The organism is Cupriavidus sp. C2SS-8b (genome assembly GCF_057073745.1).
The window spans coordinates 1422703-1440760 of record NZ_CP172716.1 but is presented as its reverse complement, the minus strand read 5'-3'; the positions used below and the strand labels follow the sequence as shown (position 1 = coordinate 1440760).

11 protein-coding genes and 2 tRNA genes are annotated in these 18058 nt (G+C 65.2%); 9 read left to right on the top strand and 4 right to left on the bottom strand.

The genetic code is table 11. The features are described 5' to 3' along the window. Positions 1–102: 102 nt before the first annotated feature. From ACIGJB_RS06645 to ACIGJB_RS06635, 3 genes are all read left to right on the top strand, one after another. Positions 103–2184, top strand: coding sequence for a M3 family metallopeptidase (locus tag ACIGJB_RS06645; protein ID WP_483731933.1), 2082 nt, complete (start codon positions 103–105; stop codon positions 2182–2184). After that, complete coding sequence (gene xth / locus ACIGJB_RS06640; RefSeq protein WP_483731932.1) at positions 2181–3008, top strand: exodeoxyribonuclease III; 828 nt, start codon at positions 2181–2183, stop codon at positions 3006–3008. Before ACIGJB_RS06645 ends, xth begins: the two co-directional genes overlap by 4 nt. 202 nt (positions 3009–3210) lie before the next feature. Beyond that, positions 3211–5010, top strand: a complete 1800-nt coding sequence (locus ACIGJB_RS06635) for a SulP family inorganic anion transporter (protein ID WP_483731931.1) — start codon at positions 3211–3213, stop codon at positions 5008–5010. A 187-nt stretch (positions 5011–5197) separates the two neighbouring features. Here ACIGJB_RS06635 and ACIGJB_RS06630 read toward each other — a convergent pair whose 3' ends face one another. Beyond that, on the bottom strand, positions 5198–5461 hold the full coding sequence (locus ACIGJB_RS06630; protein WP_211947938.1) for a DUF1488 family protein: 264 nt from the start codon (positions 5459–5461) through the stop codon (positions 5198–5200). 238 nt (positions 5462–5699) lie between these two features. Here ACIGJB_RS06630 and ACIGJB_RS06625 point away from each other — a divergent pair. Then, positions 5700–5775 (top strand) — tRNA-Lys (locus tag ACIGJB_RS06625). Between the two features lie 108 nt (positions 5776–5883). On the opposite strand, the gene ACIGJB_RS06620 is transcribed toward ACIGJB_RS06625, so the two are convergent. Beyond that, positions 5884–7275 carry an 8-oxoguanine deaminase gene (locus ACIGJB_RS06620; protein WP_483731930.1) on the bottom strand — a complete coding sequence of 464 codons (1392 nt, stop codon included), beginning with the start codon at positions 7273–7275 and terminating at the stop codon, positions 5884–5886. Positions 7276–7400: 125 nt separating this feature from the next. Next, complete coding sequence (locus tag ACIGJB_RS06615) at positions 7401–8309, bottom strand: LysR family transcriptional regulator (protein ID WP_483732269.1); 909 nt, start codon at positions 8307–8309, stop codon at positions 7401–7403. Positions 8310–8449: 140 nt separating this feature from the next. On the opposite strand from ACIGJB_RS06615, the gene ACIGJB_RS06610 reads away from it, so the two are divergent. The 3 genes from ACIGJB_RS06610 (at position 8450) to ACIGJB_RS06600 (ending at position 10490) form a co-directional block, all read left to right on the top strand. Beyond that, positions 8450–8525 (top strand) — tRNA-Lys (locus tag ACIGJB_RS06610). A gap of 361 nt (positions 8526–8886) precedes the next feature. Further along, positions 8887–9864, top strand: coding sequence for a tripartite tricarboxylate transporter substrate binding protein BugE (locus ACIGJB_RS06605; protein WP_483731929.1), 978 nt, complete (start codon positions 8887–8889; stop codon positions 9862–9864). A 275-nt stretch (positions 9865–10139) separates the two neighbouring features. Then, positions 10140–10490 carry a hypothetical protein gene (locus ACIGJB_RS06600; protein ID WP_483731928.1) on the top strand — a complete coding sequence of 117 codons (351 nt, stop codon included), beginning with the start codon at positions 10140–10142 and terminating at the stop codon, positions 10488–10490. 82 nt (positions 10491–10572) lie between these two features. Here ACIGJB_RS06600 and scpC read toward each other — a convergent pair whose 3' ends face one another. After that, complete coding sequence (gene scpC, locus ACIGJB_RS06595; RefSeq protein WP_483731927.1) at positions 10573–12084, bottom strand: succinyl-CoA:acetate CoA-transferase ScpC; 1512 nt, start codon at positions 12082–12084, stop codon at positions 10573–10575. Positions 12085–12483: 399 nt separating this feature from the next. Here scpC and ACIGJB_RS06590 point away from each other — a divergent pair, with 399 nt between their 5' ends. After that, positions 12484–13011, top strand: coding sequence for a MarR family transcriptional regulator (locus ACIGJB_RS06590; protein ID WP_483731926.1), 528 nt, complete (start codon positions 12484–12486; stop codon positions 13009–13011). Positions 13012–13219: 208 nt separating this feature from the next. Then, positions 13220–18055 (top strand): NAD-glutamate dehydrogenase, encoded by a 4836-nt coding sequence (locus ACIGJB_RS06585; RefSeq protein ID WP_483731925.1) that lies wholly within the window; start codon positions 13220–13222, stop codon positions 18053–18055. Positions 18056–18058 lie beyond the last annotated feature (3 nt).

Below are 18058 nucleotides of genomic sequence, written 5' to 3'. Positions count from 1 at the left end.
GCCTTGCTGTTGCGGCACGCGCCGCAACAGCACTGGAAATGCCGCGGGGCTGCCCCCATCTGCAAGCCATTGCCTCTTCAGGCCAGACAAACGAGAACCGCCATGGACCAAGCCATCAACAATCCACTGCTGGACTTCACCGACCTGCCGCGCTTCTCCGAGATCCGCCCCGAGCACATCAGCCCGGCGCTCGATGTGCTGCTCGAGCGTGCGCAGGCAGCCGTGGCGCGCGCCGAAGACCCGGCCACGCCGTCCGATTGGGCCAACGCCGTGGAAGCCCTGGAAGCCGTCACCGAACCGCTGGGCCGCGCCTGGGGCGTAGTCGGTCATCTGAGCGCCGTCGCGGATACACCGGAACTGCGCAAGGCGCATGCCGAGAACCTGCCACGCATGACGGAGTTCTGGTCGTCGCTCGGACAAAGCTTGGCCCTCTATGAAAAGTACAAGGCGCTCGCGGCCAGCCCGGAATTTGGCGGCATGAGCGCGGCGCGCCATCAGCTCATCGAGAACGAGCTGCGCGGCTTCCGTCTGGGCGGCGCCGAACTGCCCGAGGACCAGAAGCCCCGCTTTGCCGAGATCCAGGAACAGCAGGCGCAGTTGTCGAAGGCATTCTCCGACCACGTGCTTGACGCCACCAACGCTTACGCACTGCTCATCGAAGACCCGGCGCGACTGGCTGGCCTGCCCGAGGACGCGCAGGAAGCCGCCCGCCACGCGGCGGAGAAGGATGGCAAGGCCGGCTGGAAATTCACGCTGCATTTCCCGTCCTATTTCCCCGTGCTGCAGTACGCGGACGACCGCGCGCTGCGCCAGACCCTGTACGAAGCCAACGTGACGCGCGCATCGGAACATGGCGCCCAATATGGCAGCGGCCAGGCCGACTGGGACAACACGGCCAATATGCGCGAACAGCTCGCGCTGCGCCGCGAAGAAGCGCGGATGCTCGGCTACCAGTGCTACGGCGAAGTGTCGCTGGTGCCGAAGATGGCCGAATCGCCAGCCGAGGTGCTGAAGTTCCTGGACGAACTCGCGGTCAAGGCGCGCCCGTATGCCGAGCAGGACTGGACCGAACTCAAGGCCTTCGCCGCAGCCGAACTGGGACTGGCCGAACTGGCGCCGTGGGACGTGGCCTACGCCTCGGAAAAACTTCGCCAGCAGCGCTATGCGTTCTCGGAACACGAGGTGAAGCAGTACTTCCCCGAGCCCAAGGTGCTGCAAGGCCTGTTCGGCGCTGTCGAGCGGCTGTTCTCGGTCAAGATCCAGCCCGATACGTCGCAGACCTGGCACAAGGACGTGCGCTTCTTCCGCGTGAGCGCGGCCGACGGCACGCTGCTGGCCCAGTTCTACATCGACCTCTATGCGCGCGAAGGCAAACGCGGCGGCGCGTGGATGGACGATGCGCGCGGCCGCAAGGTGCTGGCCGGCGGCAAGGTGCAGACGCCGGTGGCCTACCTCACGTGCAATTTCTCGGCACCGGTTGGCGACAAGCCGGCGCAGTTCACGCACGACGAAGTCATCACGCTGTTCCATGAGTTCGGCCACGGCCTGCACCACATGCTGACGCAGGTGGGCGAGCTCGGCGTATCCGGCATCAATGGCGTGGAATGGGACGCTGTCGAACTGCCGTCCCAGTTCATGGAAAACTTCTGCTGGGAATATGAGGTGCTGACCGGCATGACCCAGCACGTCGACACCGGCGAGCCGCTGCCGCGCGCGCTGTTCGACCGCATGCTGGCGGCGAAGAATTTCCAGAACGGCATGATGACGCTGCGCCAGATCGTGTTCTCGTCGTTCGACATGCACCTGCACACCGACTTCGATCCGCAGGGCGCGAAGACCGTGCTCGACCTGTCGCGCGAGATCAACGACCGCGTGCACGTGGTGCCGCAGTACCCGCTGTCGCGCTGGCCCAATACCTTCAGCCACATCTTCGCCGGCGGCTATGCGGCGGGCTACTACAGCTACAAGTGGGCCGAAGTGCTGTCGGCCGACGTGTACGCCGCCTTCGAAGAAGCAGCCGCGCAGCTTTCGGGCACGGTGCTCGACAGCGAAACCGGCGCGCGCTACCAGCGCGAAATCCTGTCGGTCGGCGGCAGCCGCCCCGCCATGGATTCCTTCGTCGCGTTCCGCGGCCGCGCGCCGCAGATCGATGCGCTGCTGCGCCACGGAGGCATGGCAGCATGAGCGCGGCGCTGCCCACCGCCGGCCCGCTGCGTATCGCAAGCTGGAACGTCAACTCGCTGAAGGTCCGGCTGCCCCAGGTACTGCAATGGCTGGCCGAGCAGGAGCAGGCCGGCGCGCCGATCGACGCGCTGTGCCTGCAGGAACTGAAGCTGCCGGACGACAAGTATCCGCTCGCGGAACTCGAGAATGCCGGTTTCCACAGCGTCTACACGGGCCAGAAGACTTACAACGGCGTTGCCATCCTCGCGCGCGATGCCAGCATGCCGGGCCCGACCGATGTGGTGCGCAATATCCCGGGTTTCGAAGATGCGCAGCAGCGCGTCGTGGCCGCCACGTACGGCGACGTGCGGCTGGTCTGCGCCTATTTCCCGAATGGGCAGGCGCCGGACTCCGAGAAGTTCGTCTACAAGCTGAAGTGGCTCGACGCCATGACGGCATGGCTGCGCGAGGAGCTGGTCAGGTATCCGCGGCTAGCGCTGCTCGGCGACTTCAATATCGCCCCGGAAGACCGCGACGTGCACGACCCCGCCAAGTGGGAGGGCCAGAACCTGGTCTCGCCGCCGGAGCGCGCGGCCTTTGCCGCGCTGGTCGAACTGGGCCTGGCCGACGCCTTCCGCAAGTTCGAACAGCCCGAGAAGACCTTCTCCTGGTGGGATTACCGCATGTTCGCGTTCCGGCGCAACGCCGGCCTGCGCATCGACCATATCCTGCTGTCACCGGCGCTGGTCGACCATTGCTCCGCCTGCGTGATCGACCGCGTCCCGCGCACCTGGGAACAGCCGTCCGACCACACGCCGGTCGTCGCCACGCTCCACTGCCGCTGACGCGCGCGCCACGCGCACGCAAGTCCGGGCAAGCCCGGCTCGCGGCGCACGGCGGGGGCGGCTACACTGCCGCCATGAACCTGGCTCGCCCCCGCCATCATCACCTCCGCTGCTTGCCATGGCCCTCCGGCAAACTTGCGCGGGCCGACCCGCTCGCCGCGTATCACGCCGCCGACGCCAGCACGCAATCCCGATCCGACCGATGACTGCCTCCGCAACGAGCGCCGCCGCCCGCCTGCAGCGCCTGCTTCCCTGGACTCAACGCGTTTCCCGCACGACCTTGCGCGCTGACGTGGTCGCTGGCCTGCTCGGCGCCGTGCTGGTGTTGCCGCAGGGCGTCGCCTTTGCCACGCTGGCCGGGCTGCCGCCGGAGTACGGCATCTATACGGCCGTGGTGCCATGCATCGTCGCCGCGCTGTTCGGATCGAGCTGGCATGTGATGTCAGGGCCGACCAATGCCAACTCGCTGGCGCTGTTCGCCATGCTGAGCCCCGTGGCCTTTGCGGGCAGCCCGGCATATATCGGCCTGGCGCTGTCGGTCACCATCCTGGTCGGACTGATGCAGCTCGCGGTTGGCACGCTGCGGCTGGGCACGCTCGCCAACTTCATCTCGCCGTCCGTGCTGCTCGGCTTTACGTGCGGCGCGGCCACGCTGATCGGCCTCTATGCGCTCAAGGACCTGTTTGGCCTGGCCGTGCCCACGGGCACCAGCGCATTTGGCGTGCTGCGCTTCCTGTTCGACAACGTGGACGCCATCAACTGGGGCGCCGCCACCGTGGGCGCCGTCACGCTTGGCGCGACGCTGCTGTTCAAGCGTTTGGGCAAGCGGCTGCCATTCATGCTGCTGGGCCTGCTGGCCGGCTATGGCGTCGCCCTGCTGCTGAACCGTACCGGCTGGGGTGGCGGGCATCATGTCAATGTGGTCGGATCGATCCCGTCGGCGATTCCAAGCTTCCATGTGCCGGATATCTCCTGGCGTAGCGTGCCTGACCTGTTCGGCATTGCCTCGGCACTGACCATCGTGGCACTGGGCCAGTCGATCTCGATCGCCAAGGCGGTGGCGCTGCGTTCCGGCCAGCATATCGACGCCAACCGCGAGTTCATCGGCCAGGGACTCTCGAATATCGCCGGCGGCCTGTTCTCCGGCTATATCTCCTGCGGCTCGCTCAACCGTTCGGTGCCCAATTTCGAAGCCGGTGCGAAGACGCCGCTGGCGAGCGTGTTCTCCGCCTTGTGGCTGGTGGCATTGGTGGCCGTCAGCGCACCGTTGCTGGCGCAGATTCCGCTGGCCGCGATCGCGGCCATGCTGCTGCTCGTGGCGTGGGGGCTGTTCGACCTTGCACGCCTGCGCCGCATCGCCGCGCTGAGCCGCACCGAGTTCGCCATCGCGGTGGGCACCTTCGCCGCAACGCTGGTGATCCGCCTGGAGATGGCGGTGCTGCTCGGCACCATTCTTTCGCTGGTCGCCTACCTGTATCGCACCTCACGGCCGGCGGTGCGCAGCCTGGTGCCCGACGCCGACGATCCGGGCCGCCGTTTCACACCGCTGGACGAGCTGCGGCGGCCGCAGCCGGAATGCCCGCAACTCAAGCTGCTGCGCATGGAAGGCGCCATCTATTTCGGTGCCGTGCAGTACGTGACCGATCGGCTGCACTGGCTGCGCGCGGTCGACGCCAGCCAGAAGCATCTGCTGGCCATGACCAAGAGCATGAACTTCATCGATCTGGCTGGCGCAGAGATGTGGGAAGCGGAACTGGCGGAGCGGCGCGCCGCCGGTGGCGACCTGTACTTCCACCGCCCCCGCACGCAGGTACTGCAGACCTGGGAACAAACGGGGTTCACCACCAAGCTGGGAACGGACCACGTCTTCCTGACCAAGCGACAGGCGCTGCACACCATCATCGCGCAACTGTCTCCTGACGTCTGCGCGCAGTGCCAGGTGCGGATCTTCGAGGAATGCGCGCAGCGCCCCGGCGCGCCAACGCACGCTGAAGCGCTGTGACGGCAGCGTCAAAATGACAGGTCGATGAATTGAGGCGCGAAGACCGGCATCGAAGATAAACGGATGCCGCAGGTAAGGCTTGGGATCAGGCGGATTGGCAGCGGCGGAGGCTCGCGCTACCGGAATGAGGCTGATGCGGGATGGGCGCCCGCGGCTTGCCTACGGCGGGCCGGGGCATCCATCCGGCTCAGACCGGCGCCACGTGTGCGCGCTTGACGACCACCGGCTGCGGGACGCCCTGCTCGATCAGGACTACCGCTGCACGTTCGATCGTGTCGCGGCCAGCGCGGAAGGCTTCTTCCAGCGACAGGACCTGGTCCGCGCTGAATCCTTCCCACAATGCCTCGCGTGTCACGACGCACGTTACTTTTTCGCCATTGACGATCGCGTGGAACAACAAGCCTTCGTTATTGATGTCGTAGCGCTCTTGCTCTTGGAACTTGATTTCCATCGGTGCAGCCCTCCATATGCAAGTGGAGAAACATCCTAACATGGCCGGAGCGATATCGTATGCGACGACCGTCGCTGATCCACTCAATCCAGTGACCTCCGGACCGGTGCACCGGTTCCCTTCGACTACGGAGCGATGCCGACGCCGCAAGCCGCTTCGCTTGCTCGCACCTCAACTTCCCTGATGCACGCAGATGTTTGACAAACTCTGAAATCATGTTAAAATCTTTTTCTTCGTTGGGGCGTTAGCTCAGTTGGTAGAGCAGCGGACTCTTAATCCGTAGGTCGAGTGTTCGAGTCACTCACGCCCCACCAGCGAATACAAGGCAAAAGGCCGGAAGCATCTGCTTCCGGCCTTTTGTTTTTGGGGCGCGCTTTTGAAGCCGCGCATTGGCGCCCACCGTAGCGCGCGCCGCGACCCGCTCAGGTGCCGCAGTCGCGGGCGCGCTCGAACAGCGTCCGCGCGAGCACGCGATGCTGCGACAGCACGACCGGCAAATCGGTCGTCAGCAATTCGCCATCCCGAACCACCTCGCGCCCGTTGATGACGCTGCTCGCCACATTGGCCGGCGTGCAGAACACCAGCGCGGCAACCGGGTCATGCCCGCCTCCGGCAAAGCCGACAGTCGACATATCAAAGGCCACGAAGTCGGCCGACATGCCCGGCGCCAACGCACCGATGTCATCGCGATTGAGCACACGTGCACCGCCAAGCGTGGCAATCTCCAGAGCCTCGCGCGCACTCATGGCCGCGGGACCGAATCCGACGCGCTGCAGCAGCATGGCCTGGCGCGCCTCGCCCAGCATATGCGCGCCATCGTTAGAAGCACTCCCATCCACGCCCAGGCCGACCTTGACGCCGGCATCGCGCATCGCACGCACCGGCGCGATGCCCGATGCCAGCCGCATGTTGGAGCACGGGCAATGCGCGACACCCGTACCGGTGCGCGCGAACAGCGCAATCCCCTCCTCGTCGAGCTTCACGCAGTGGGCATGCCAGACATCGTGGCCGACCCACCCGAGGTCCTCGGCGTACTGCGCAGGCGTCAACCCGAACTTCTCGCGCGAGTAGGCGATGTCATTGTCGTTCTCGGCCAGGTGCGTATGCAGCGACACGCCGTAGTGGCGCGCCATGACCGCGGATTCGCGCATGAGGTCGCGCGACACTGAAAACGGCGAGCACGGCGCCAGCACCATGCGCAGCATCGCGTGACGCGAACCGTCGTGGTACTGCTCGACCAGGCGCTGGCTGTCGCGCAGGATGGCAGCCTCGTCTTCCACCACGACATCCGGCGGCAGGCCGCCCTTGCTGCGGCCGACGCTCATCGAGCCGCGCGCCGCGTGGAAACGCATGCCCATCTCCTGCGCGGCGGCAATGGAATCATCAAGGCGCGATCCGTTCGGATAGAGGTAGAGGTGATCGCTCGTGGTCGTGCAGCCCAACAGCATCAGCTCGGCCATCGCGGTCTTGGTCGAGACGCGGATCATCTCCGGGGTCAGATGCGACCACAGCATGTAGAGGTTGGTCAGCCAGGAAAACAGCTCGGCATCCTGCGCCGCGGGCACGGCACGCGTCAGGCTCTGGTACATGTGATGGTGCGTATTGACCAGGCCGGGAACCAGCACGCGGCCGCGCATATCGATGACCTGCGCGGTGCCGTCGTCGACCATGCGGCGATACTGCGGCGGCAGGTCCGCCGTGGCACCGACCCACTGCACCGCGGGACCGTCGGCCACCAGCGCGCCATCGGGGATTTCTCGCCGTTGCGCGTCCATGGTGACGAGCACATCGGCATTCAAGGCAATCAGGGTCATGGCGGCAGGCGTCTGGCAGGTGGATATGGCGCGAGTCTAAGACTCGTGCCGCCGAACCGAAAGCGCAGAATTCCGCTAACCCTGTCCACAAAATGTGGACACCCAAACCGCAACGTACGGACGCGCTAGCGCACCTGGGCGAACAGCGCCGCCAGCGCCGTGCCGATACTCCCCGCCATCAGCTCGGCCGCCGGGCTCGGTACGCCCTGCGAGCGCCCCACCAGCGCCAGTGGCTGGCGCCGAAGGTAACGGTCTCGCAGCGGCACCAGCACCAGCGCACCACGGGCTCGCTCCTCCATGATGTCCAGCGGGTTGAGCAAGGCAATGCCGCTGCCGAGCATGACCAGGCGCTGGATCAGCGCCATCGAGGTCGACTCGGCCGCCGGCGTCACGTCGATGGCATTGCGCGCGAAGGCGTCGTCCAGAATGGCGCGGATGGAGAGCGAAGGCGCCGGCAGCACCAGGGGATAGCCGACGCATTCGCTGAGCAGCACGGACGGCTGCGCAGCCAGCGCATGGCCCGGCGGCACCACGGCGCCGATCTGCCAGTCGCTCGTCGCCAGCACGCGCAAGGTCGGCGCGGCGGGCAGGTCGTAGCCGAGGCCAAGGTCGGCGTCGCCCTGCTCCACCGCCATGACGATTTCGGCGACAGGCAAGTCCACCACGCGCACGACGATGCCCGGGTACCGCTGGCGGAATTCATGCGCCAGCGACGGCAGCAGTGACCCGGCCAGCCCCGCGGTGGCCGCCACCGTTACCTCGCCGCGCCGCGCGCCCTTGAATTCCTCGATCCGCTCGCGCAGCGCTTCATGCTCGCGCAAGGTCTGCCGGACGTGGGCGAGAACCATCTCTCCAAGCGGCGTGAGGCGCAGACGGCGGTTGATACGCTCGAAGACGGGCGCCCCCAGCTCGGCTTCCAGGTCGAGGATCTGCCGATTGATCGCCGTGGGCGCCACGTGCAGGTGCTCCGCCGCCTTGCGGATTGAGCCGCGACGTACGACCTCGTCTAGATATCGCAGGATCCGGGCATGCATGGCGGTGGAGGGATCGTGGCGCAGGGACATGGCCGATGCGCATGAGGAAGCTCGGCATTGTAGCCCCGAGTGCGTGAAAAGAAATTTCGAGATCCCTATTGCGTCTTACTAGATACCTTGCTAAAATCTTTTTCTTCGTTGGGGCGTTAGCTCAGTTGGTAGAGCAGCGGACTCTTAATCCGTAGGTCGAGTGTTCGAGTCACTCACGCCCCACCAGCGAATTCCCAGAAAGGCCAGCCGAAAGGCTGGCCTTTTTGTTTTGACGCGTCTCCCTCGATTTCCAGGCCACTTCACGCCGACACGGCAGCTCGCCTCATTTCTTGATACGCGGGTTCTTCCTGATATCACTTTCCGCCCTTTCCCTGTTGAATTGCGCACGGCGCACAACACGGAACGCAGTTCCGTATCGCGGAACTACTCTTCGCGAGGTTGTTTGGCTGGCTTCGCACAAGAGGTCCTGCCCGCCAAGCCAGGACCGGGTAATTCACCGACCAGCGCAGGCGAGACATAATCGCCCCGAAGAACGCCCAGATATCCGGCCCGGCACCAATCAGTGAATGAAGAACGGAGGCACTCCTTGAAAGCAGTTCTCAAAGCAGGCGCAGCAGCCTGCATCGCGGCCATCGGCCTGATCCATAGCGGCGCCCAGGCGCAGAGCTACCCCACCAAGCCGATCCGCCTGATCGTGCCGTTCGCGGCAGGCGGCACCACCGACATCGTGGCCCGCGCCGTGTCGGACGCGCTCGGCCGCGAACTGGGCCAGCCGGTGGTGGTGGAAAACCGCGGCGGCGGCGGCGGCGCCATTGGCGCCGATGCGCTGGCCAAGTCCACGCCGGACGGCTATACGCTGGGCATCGCCACGGTCAGCACGATGGCCACCAACCCGGCCACCAATGCCCGCAACCCGTATGACCCGATCAAGGACTTCGCCCCGATCACCAACCTGGTGAACGTGCCGAACGTGCTGACGGTCAACCCGAAGGTCCCGGCCAAGTCGCTGAAGGAATTCATCGCGCTGCTGAAGGCCAACCCGGGCAAGTACAGCTACGCGTCGGCCGGCAAGGGCAGCATTTCGCATCTGGATGGCGAGCTGTTCAAGGACATCACCAAGACCGACATGGTCCATATCCCCTACCGTGGATCGGGCCCGGCGCTGAATGACACGCTGGCGGGCCAGGTCAATGCCCAGTTCGACAACCTGCCGTCCTCGATGCCGTTCATCCAGGCAGGCAAGCTGCGCGCGCTGGCCGTGGCCGCGCCCAAGCGCGTGGAGGGCCTGCCCGACGTGCCGACCTTCGCCGAAGCCGGCATGAAGGACATGAACAACATGGCATGGTATGGCCTGGTAGCGCCGGCCAACACGCCGGCCGCCATCGTCACGCGGGTGCACGACGCCGCCGTCAAGGCGCTGCAGGACCCGGCCGTCAAGCGCCGCCTGGCAGACAGCGGGGCGTACACCGACGGCAATACGTCGGCCCAGTACGCCGCCCAGATCAAGCGCGAACTGGACCTGCGCAAGAAGATCGCGCACGACCAGAACATCACGCTCGAATAAGGGTATCTCCCCCGACAAAAAGCCGGCTGAGTCAGCCGGCTTTTTTATGCCTTATTGAGCACAACGCCCATGATCAATGACATGCCGATCCTTATTTTGGGTCAACTTTGACCTTGCACAGGACGGGGCTGGACAAGAAGACGTTCAATACCTTTAGAAGAAAGTTTCACTTTGCGGACCAGCGCCGACTCGGTACATTTGCCGGGATGATCCGCTAAACTCGGCCCCAACCGGATCGCGCAGGCGCTGCGCGACCGCCACTCGCGAGGATGAAGATGCTCAAGAAAACCGTTCCGACCCTGATCGTTGCCGCGCTTGCTGCCCTGGGTGCAACCCAGTTCGCGTATGCGCAGAAGAACTACACGGACGGCGGCGACATACACAGTGGCAGCCACGCCAAGAAGAAGGCGAACCCGAACCAGAGCGCGGCCAAGTCAGGCAAGTTCGATCCGTACACGGACGGCGCCAAGCAATCGACGCAATCCGACCTGGCTGGCAAGAAGGTCGACCCGAATACCGATGGCGCCAAGGCGGGCAAGTTCGATCCGTACACCGATGGCGCGAAAGCCGGCAAGTACGACCCGTACACCGATGGCGCCAAAGCGCCTGCAGCAAAGTCGCAGTAATCCCGCGTCGCCTGCTCTGCGGAGCAGGCCGCAACAAGAAACAGCCCGCTCTTGCGGGCTGTTTGCTTATGGGCGCCGGCGCTCAGGCGGCCACGGCTTGCAGCGGCTCTCGCATGGTGCGCTGATCGCGGTAGCGCACGTGCCAGGACAGCGCTTCTTCCAGAAGATGCGGCGTCTGCCCACCAAGACGGCTGGCGCGGCGGAAGTAATCGTTCAGCGCATCGCGATAGAGCGGATCGGCGCAGTTGTCGATCACCTGCCGCGCACGTTCTCGTGGCGCCAGGCCACGCAGGTCGGCCAGGCCGTGCTCGGTCACGATGACGTCGACATCGTGCTCGGTATGGTCAACGTGCGACACCATCGGCACGATGCTGGAGATATCGCCCCCCTTTGCCACCGACTTCGTCACGAATACCGACAAATGCGCATTGCGGGCGAAATCGCCGGAGCCGCCGATGCCATTCATCATGTGCGTGCCACCGACGTGCGTCGAATTGACGTTGCCGTAGATGTCACACTCGAGCGCCGTGTTGATGGTGATGAGCCCCAGCCGGCGCAGGATTTCCGGGTGATTGCTGATCTCCTGAGGCCGCAGCACCAGGCGCGACCGGTACCGCTCCAGGTTCGCCAGGAAATGCTGGTAGACCGGCTTCGACAGCGTCACCGACGATGCCGAAGCAAAGGTGAGCCGGCCCGAGTCGAGCAACTGGATCGTGCTGTCCTGCAGCACCTCGGAGTACATCTTGAGATCGTGGAAGGGCGAATCGATCAGCCCATACAGCACGGCGTTCGAAATCGTGCCGATGCCGGCCTGCAGCGGCTGCAGCGACGGCGACAGGCGCCCCGTGCGCACCTCGCGCCCGAGGAATTCGCTCAGGTGGCCGGCGATCTGGCGCGTGCCTTCGTCGGGCGGCAGCGCGCTGGACGGGCTGTCGTCCTTGCCGGTGATGACGATCGCCGCAATCTTCTCGGGATCGATCGGGATATACGGCAGGCCGATGCGCTGCTCGGCGGAAATCAGCGGGATCGGCTGCCGGTACGGCCGCTGCACCGGAAAATAGATGTCGTGGAGGCCTTCGAGCTCCAGCGGCATGTTCAGGTTGATCTCGACGATCACCTTGCGCGCAAGCATCGCGAAGCTCGCCGAGTTGCCGACCGAGGTACTCGGCACGATGCCGCCCTGCTCCGTGATCGCGACGGCTTCCACCACGGCCACGTCGACGGGAGCGATCTGGCCGGAGCGCAGTTGCTCGACCGTCTCGGACAGATGCTGGTCGATGAACATGACTTCGCCGGCGTTGATTTTGCGGCGCAGCGTCTCATCGGACTGGAACGGCAGGCGACGTGCGATCACGTCGGCCTGTGCCAGCACCTTGTCGATATCGTTGCCGAGCGACGCGCCGGTCATCAGCGTGATGCGCAGCGGCTCGGTGGCGGCGCGGCGCGCCAGTGCGAATGGCACTTCCTTGCAGTCGCCTGCACGGGTGAAACCGCTCATGCCCACCGTCATGCCATCGCGGATGAGTTCGGCTGCCGCGTCGGCCGAGACCACCTTGTCGAGCAGCCTTGGCAGGCGAATGCGTTCCTTGTACATCTTCATCTCCAGTTGCCGGGCGGATCCGGTCCGTCCGTGCACCACCTGCGCTCATGGCGTAGGGGTTGGAAAAGCAGTGTAGCCATGCCCATACATTCCCACATCAACTTAAATTCATGGAATCCAGTCGGCTTTTTCATGGCCGCGCCAAATGTGGGGAGTGGCACCTCATGACCCTTCGTGAACCTGCCCGGAAAAGTGTTGCGACACACGACATAACAGGACAAACCCTATAGGACATACAAAAGACATTCGGTTCTGTTAGTGTCTGCGGCATCAGGAAAGACCGCCCCGAAATGACCCTGATTTCGAGGCGCGGCGCCTGTGCCGCCCGGGCCGGCCAAGCTCCGGCCCAAGAGCGTTGTAATGTCGGCGACAGACATCGGGAGACGCCAACTCATGCATACCAAACCACTCGAACCCAACGAGCCGGTGGTCCTTGCCCTGGTAGACGCGGTCATGGCCTGGCAAGGGGCTTTGGAACAGACCCTTTCGGCCTCGGGCCTTAACTACGGCAAATGGGTCCTGCTTCGGGCGATCCGGCAGAACGCGTTCGTGCGCCATGAACCGCTTGCCGGCGCCATGCTGATCGATGTCGCGTCCAGCGAACGCATGCTGGGCGAATTGCATGCCGACGGCTGGGTGGAATACTCCAGCACCGGCGCGCCGCACATCCCCGCAGCGGCGGAGGCGCGCGTTGAACGCGTGTGGGGAGCGGTAAAAGCCCTGCACTCGGTGTCAGTATCGCCCTTCAATTCGCATGAACGCGTGGCGCTGGGCACGCTGTTGCAGCGCATGAAGCTGACCCTGAGCGACCATTCCGCCCGCCGCAGCCGCGGCACGGCTGCCGAGCCGATCACGGTGCCCTCTGCGGCCATTCGCGCGGCAGCGGTCAACGCCCCCGCCATGCAGTCTGTTTCCGCATGATCCGCTGCCACTGAAGGCAGTGGAGGCCACCTGAAGGCGCCGTCCGGCGCCAGTCGGTGCCATGATCGCGGGCGAACACGCGTCCGCGCGACTTTTCCCTCGCACCGTGCAGTTTTTTCCTAAAGTATGAGCATGCACCGGCACATGCACCGCTTGCGTCCAGACGCGCGGCATCGGCCGCCCGCGCCTGATACCGCAAGGAGGCACCATGCCGCAGGAGAACGAAGAAAAAGTCGCACACCTGCAGGAAGAAATGCTGACGTTCGCGCGGGAGCGGCTGCCCGCGGCGGGGTTCGAGCTGCTCGAACCGATTCTGCGGCATTACTACGACCAGACCGATTCCGATGACCTGATCCATCGGGAAGTTGCCGACATGTACGGCGCCGTGATGGCGCATTGGCAAACCGCGCAGAAGTTCGTCCCGGGCACGGCGCGTATCCGCGTGTACAACCCCAACCTCGAAGAGCATGGCTGGCACTCGGACCACACCGTGGTCGAGATCGTCAACGACGACATGCCGTTCCTGGTCGACTCCGTGACCATGGAGATCAACCGGTTGGGGCTGGTGCTGCACTCGGCGATTCACCCGGTGTTCCGCGTATGGCGCGGCGCCAAAGGCGGCATCGAGAAAATCGAGCTCGGCGGCGCCAACAACGATGGCGATTCGCGCCTGGAATCCTTTATCCATTTCGAGGTGGACCGTACCGGGGAGCAAGCGCGGCTTGAAGCGCTGCGCACCGGCATTGCCCGCGTACTCGGCGACGTGCGCGCCGCAGTGGAAGACTGGCAGCGCATGCGCGACATCACCGAAGCCACCATCGGCACCATGGCGCAAGCCTCGGACGCCAGCAGTGCCGACAGCACCGAAGGGCGCGCCTTCCTGCAATGGATGCTCGATAACCACTTCACGTTCCTGGGCCAGCGCGACTACCAGTTGATCTTGCAGGACCAGCGCTATTTCCTGCGCGGCGTGCCGGATACCGGATGCGGCATCCTGCGCGAAAGCCTGCGTCCGCCAGAAGCGGAAGACCTGACGCCGCTGCCGGCCGCGGCCAGCTCCATCATCCAGGGCAGCTCGCCGATTTTCCTGACCAAGGCCAATTCGCGCTCCACCGTACACCGGCCGGGCTACCTCGACTACATCGGCGTGAAGCTGCTCGACGCCAACGGCAAGCTGTTCGGCGAACGCCGCTTCGTCGGCCTGTACACGTCCACCGCCTACACTTCGCCGATTGCCGAGATTCCGCAGGTGCGGCGCAAGTGCGCGAACATCCTGGCGCGCGCCGGGTTCCTGACCAAGGGCCACCTGTACAAGTCGCTGGTGACGATCCTCGAACAGTATCCGCGCGACGAGCTGTTCCAGATCGACGAAGACGACCTGTTCGATATCGCGATCGGCATCCTGCGCCTGCAGGAACATCAGCGCACGCGCCTGTTCGTGCGGCGCGACCGCTTCGACCGCTTCGTCTCATGCCTGGTGTTCGTCCCGCGAGACAAGTACAACACCGACCTGCGCCAGAAGATCCAGAAGATCCTGATGGGCGCCTTCCATGGCAATGCCTGCGAATTCACGCCGCTGCTGTCGGAATCGCCGCTGGCGCGCATCCAGCTGACGGTGCGCGGCGATCCCGGCAGCATGCCACAGGTCGACACGCAGGAACTGGAAGCGCGCATCGTCCAGGCGAGCCGCCGCTGGCAGGACGACCTGGCCGAGGCGCTGCACGAAAGCCGTGGCGAGGAACAAGGCAATACCCTGCTGCGCCAGTACGGCAGCTCCTTCCCGGCCGGCTATCGCGAGGACTACCCGGCCCGCACCGCGGTGCGCGACATCGAACTGATGGAGCAGGCCCTGCATGGCCAGGGCATCGCCATGAACCTGTACCGCCCGATCGAGGCCGTACCCGGCGCATTCCGCTTCAAGGTCTATCGTGCCGGCGAGCCGATCGCGCTGTCGCACAGCTTGCCGATGCTCGAACACCTTGGCGTGCGCGTGGACGAGGAACGGCCCTACTTGATCGAACCCGACAGCGGCGCGCCGGTCTGGATCCATGACTTCGGACTGGAGATCGCAGACAGCGCCAGCGGCGCCGATTTCGATATCGAACGCATCAAGGCACTGTTCGAAAACGCCTTCGCCCGCGCGTGGAACGGCGAGATCGAGAACGACGACCTCAATCGCCTGGTCTTGCGCGCCGAACTGGCCGCGCGCGATGTGACCGTCCTACGCGCCTATGCGAAGTACCTGCGCCAGGTCGGCTCGACCTTCAGCGACGCCTACATCGTGGGCGCACTGACCGGCAATCCCGGCATCGCGGCCACGCTGGTGGCATTGTTCGTCGCACGCTTCGACCCGGCCGCGGCCGCCACGCGCGAAGCGCGTTGCCAGCAGTTGCTGGCCGACATCGAGACCGCGCTGGACCAGGTCCCAAACCTCGACGAGGACCGCATCCTGCGCCTGTTCCTCGGGGTGGTCAACGCGACCGTGCGCACCAACTACTTCCACCGCGATACCAGCGGGCAGCCGCTTCCCTACGTTTCGTTCAAGTTCAATCCGTCGCTGGTTCCCGGCCTGCCCGAGCCGCGGCCGATGTGGGAAATCTGGGTCTATTCGCCGCGCGTCGAAGGCGTGCACCTGCGCGGCGGCCGCGTGGCCCGCGGCGGCTTGCGCTGGTCTGACCGGCGCGAGGATTTCCGTACGGAAGTGCTGGGCCTGATGAAGGCGCAGATGGTGAAGAACACCGTCATCGTGCCGGTCGGCTCCAAGGGCGGCTTCATCGTGAAGCGGCCGCCGCCACCCACGGATCGTGACGCGTTCCTGCAGGAAGGCATCGCGTGCTACCAGACCTTCCTGCGCGGCCTGCTCGACCTGACCGACAACCTGGTGGCCGGCGCGCTGGTGCCGCCGCCAGACGTGGTCCGTCTCGATGACAACGACCCCTACCTCGTCGTGGCGGCCGACAAGGGCACCGCCACCTTCTCCGATTTCGCCAACGCGATCTCGGCCCAGTACGGCTTCTGGCTTGGCGATGCTTTCGCCTCAGGCGGCTCGGTCGGCTACGACCACAAGAAGATGGGCATCACCGCGCGCGGCGCGTGGGAATCGGTCAAGCGGCATTTCCGCGAAATGGGCATCGACACGCAGGCGACGGACTTCACCGTGGCCGGCGTCGGCGATATGTCGGGCGATGTGTTCGGCAACGGCATGCTGCTGTCACCGCATATCCGGCTGGTGGCGGCATTCGACCACCGCCATATCTTCCTCGACCCCGATCCCGATCCCGTCTCGAGCCTGCAGGAACGGACGCGCATGTTCGATCTGCCGCGTTCGAGCTGGGCCGACTACGATACCCGGCTTATCTCCGCAGGCGGCGGCGTATTCCCGCGCACGGCGAAGACCATCGCGCTGTCGCCGCAAGTGCAGGCCGTGCTTGGCATTTCCGCAAGCACGCTGTCGCCGGCCGAACTGATCCACGCGATCCTGATGGCACCCGTGGACCTGCTCTACAACGGCGGCATCGGCACCTATGTGAAATCCAGCCAGGAGACCCATCAGCAGGCTGGTGACCGCACCAACGACGCCGTGCGCGTCAATGGCGCCGAACTGCGCTGCAAGGTCGTCGGCGAAGGCGGCAATCTCGGCTTTACGCAACTCGGCCGCATCGAGTTCGCGCGCCGGGGCGGCCGCATTAATACCGATGCCATCGATAACTCGGCCGGCGTGGACTGCTCGGACCACGAGGTCAACATCAAGATCCTGCTCGGCCAGGTCGTGGCCGAAGGCGAGATGACCGAAAAGCAGCGGAACAAGCTGCTGGCCGAGATGACCGATGAGGTCGGCCTGCTGGTGCTGCAGGACAACTACTACCAGACCCAGGCCTTGTCGGTGGCTGGACGCAACAGCGGCGCACTGCTCGATGGCGAAGCCCGCCTGATCCGCTCGCTCGAACGCGCCGGCCGCCTCAATCGCGCGCTGGAATTCCTGCCAGGCGACGAAGAGATTGCCGAACGCAAGGCCGCAGGCGAAGGGCTGACTTCGCCCGAGCGCGCCGTTCTGCTCGCCTATAGCAAGATGTGGCTCTACGACGAACTGCTCGCCTCGGATGTCCCCGAAGACACGCTGGTGGCGGACCTGCTGGTCGACTACTTCCCGGTGCCGCTGCGCCAGCGCTATGGCGATGCCATGCAACGGCATCCGCTGCGCCGCGAGATTCTGGCCACGCATCTGACCAACCTGCTCGTCAACCGCATCGGCGCAACCTTCGTGCATCGGATGAGGGAGGAAACCGATGCCCTCCCCGCCGATATCGTGCGCGCCTGCCTGATCGCGCGCGACGTGTTCGGATTGACGGCGCTTTGGCAGGAGATCGACGCGCTGGATAACCGCGTCGCCGATGCCGAGCAGGCGCGAATGTTCAACGCCATCGGCCAGTTGCTCGAGCGGGCCTGCCTCTGGTTCATCCGCTACCTGCGTACCGGCGGCACCGCCCAGGCTGGCATGGCTCGCTTCACGCAAGCGGCCCAATGGCTCACGCCGCAGTTGCCGACCGTGCTGCCGCAAGCGGATGCCGCGGCGTTGGCCGAGCGTGCGCAGGCCCTGGCCGGTGCCGGCGTAGAGCCGGCGCTGGCCCAGCGGGTCGCCGGCCGCGATATCCCGGCGGCCGCGCTTGATATTGCGGAAGTGGCGGCTTCCTCCAACCGTTCGCTGGAACTGGTGGCGGGGGTCTATTTCGCGCTCGACACGCAACTGAGCTTCAACTGGCTGCGGGAGCGCGCGCAGGCCCTGCCCGCCGATACGCATTGGGACCTGCTGGCGCGCACCACCACGCTCGACGACCTGGGACGGCTCAAGCGCGCGCTGATGACCAGCGTGCTGGCGCAGTCGGGCGACTATGACACCGCTGAAGCGCTGATCGATGCCTGGCGCGGTAGCCGGCAAGGCGCGCTCGAACGCTTCACCCGCATGCTGACCGAGCAGCGTGCATCGGGCGCGACGGGACTGTCGATGCTGTCGGTCGCCATTCGCGAGATCGGCATGCTCGAATGACGC

What these genes read in the sequence shown, in the direction of transcription:
- ACIGJB_RS06645 (WP_483731933.1), top strand. Translation starts at nt 103, where the DNA reads ATGGACCAAGCCATCAACAATCCACTGCTGGACTTCACCGACCTGCCG.
- xth (WP_483731932.1), top strand. Translation starts at nt 2,181, where the DNA reads ATGAGCGCGGCGCTGCCCACCGCCGGCCCGCTGCGTATCGCAAGCTGG.
- ACIGJB_RS06635 (WP_483731931.1), top strand. Translation starts at nt 3,211, where the DNA reads ATGACTGCCTCCGCAACGAGCGCCGCCGCCCGCCTGCAGCGCCTGCTT.
- ACIGJB_RS06630 (WP_211947938.1), bottom strand. Translation starts at nt 5,461, where the DNA reads ATGGAAATCAAGTTCCAAGAGCAAGAGCGCTACGACATCAATAACGAA.
- ACIGJB_RS06620 (WP_483731930.1), bottom strand. Translation starts at nt 7,275, where the DNA reads ATGACCCTGATTGCCTTGAATGCCGATGTGCTCGTCACCATGGACGCG.
- ACIGJB_RS06615 (WP_483732269.1), bottom strand. Translation starts at nt 8,309, where the DNA reads ATGCATGCCCGGATCCTGCGATATCTAGACGAGGTCGTACGTCGCGGC.
- ACIGJB_RS06600 (WP_483731928.1), top strand. Translation starts at nt 10,140, where the DNA reads ATGCTCAAGAAAACCGTTCCGACCCTGATCGTTGCCGCGCTTGCTGCC.
- scpC (WP_483731927.1), bottom strand. Translation starts at nt 12,084, where the DNA reads ATGTACAAGGAACGCATTCGCCTGCCAAGGCTGCTCGACAAGGTGGTC.
- ACIGJB_RS06590 (WP_483731926.1), top strand. Translation starts at nt 12,484, where the DNA reads ATGCATACCAAACCACTCGAACCCAACGAGCCGGTGGTCCTTGCCCTG.
- ACIGJB_RS06585 (WP_483731925.1), top strand. Translation starts at nt 13,220, where the DNA reads ATGCCGCAGGAGAACGAAGAAAAAGTCGCACACCTGCAGGAAGAAATG.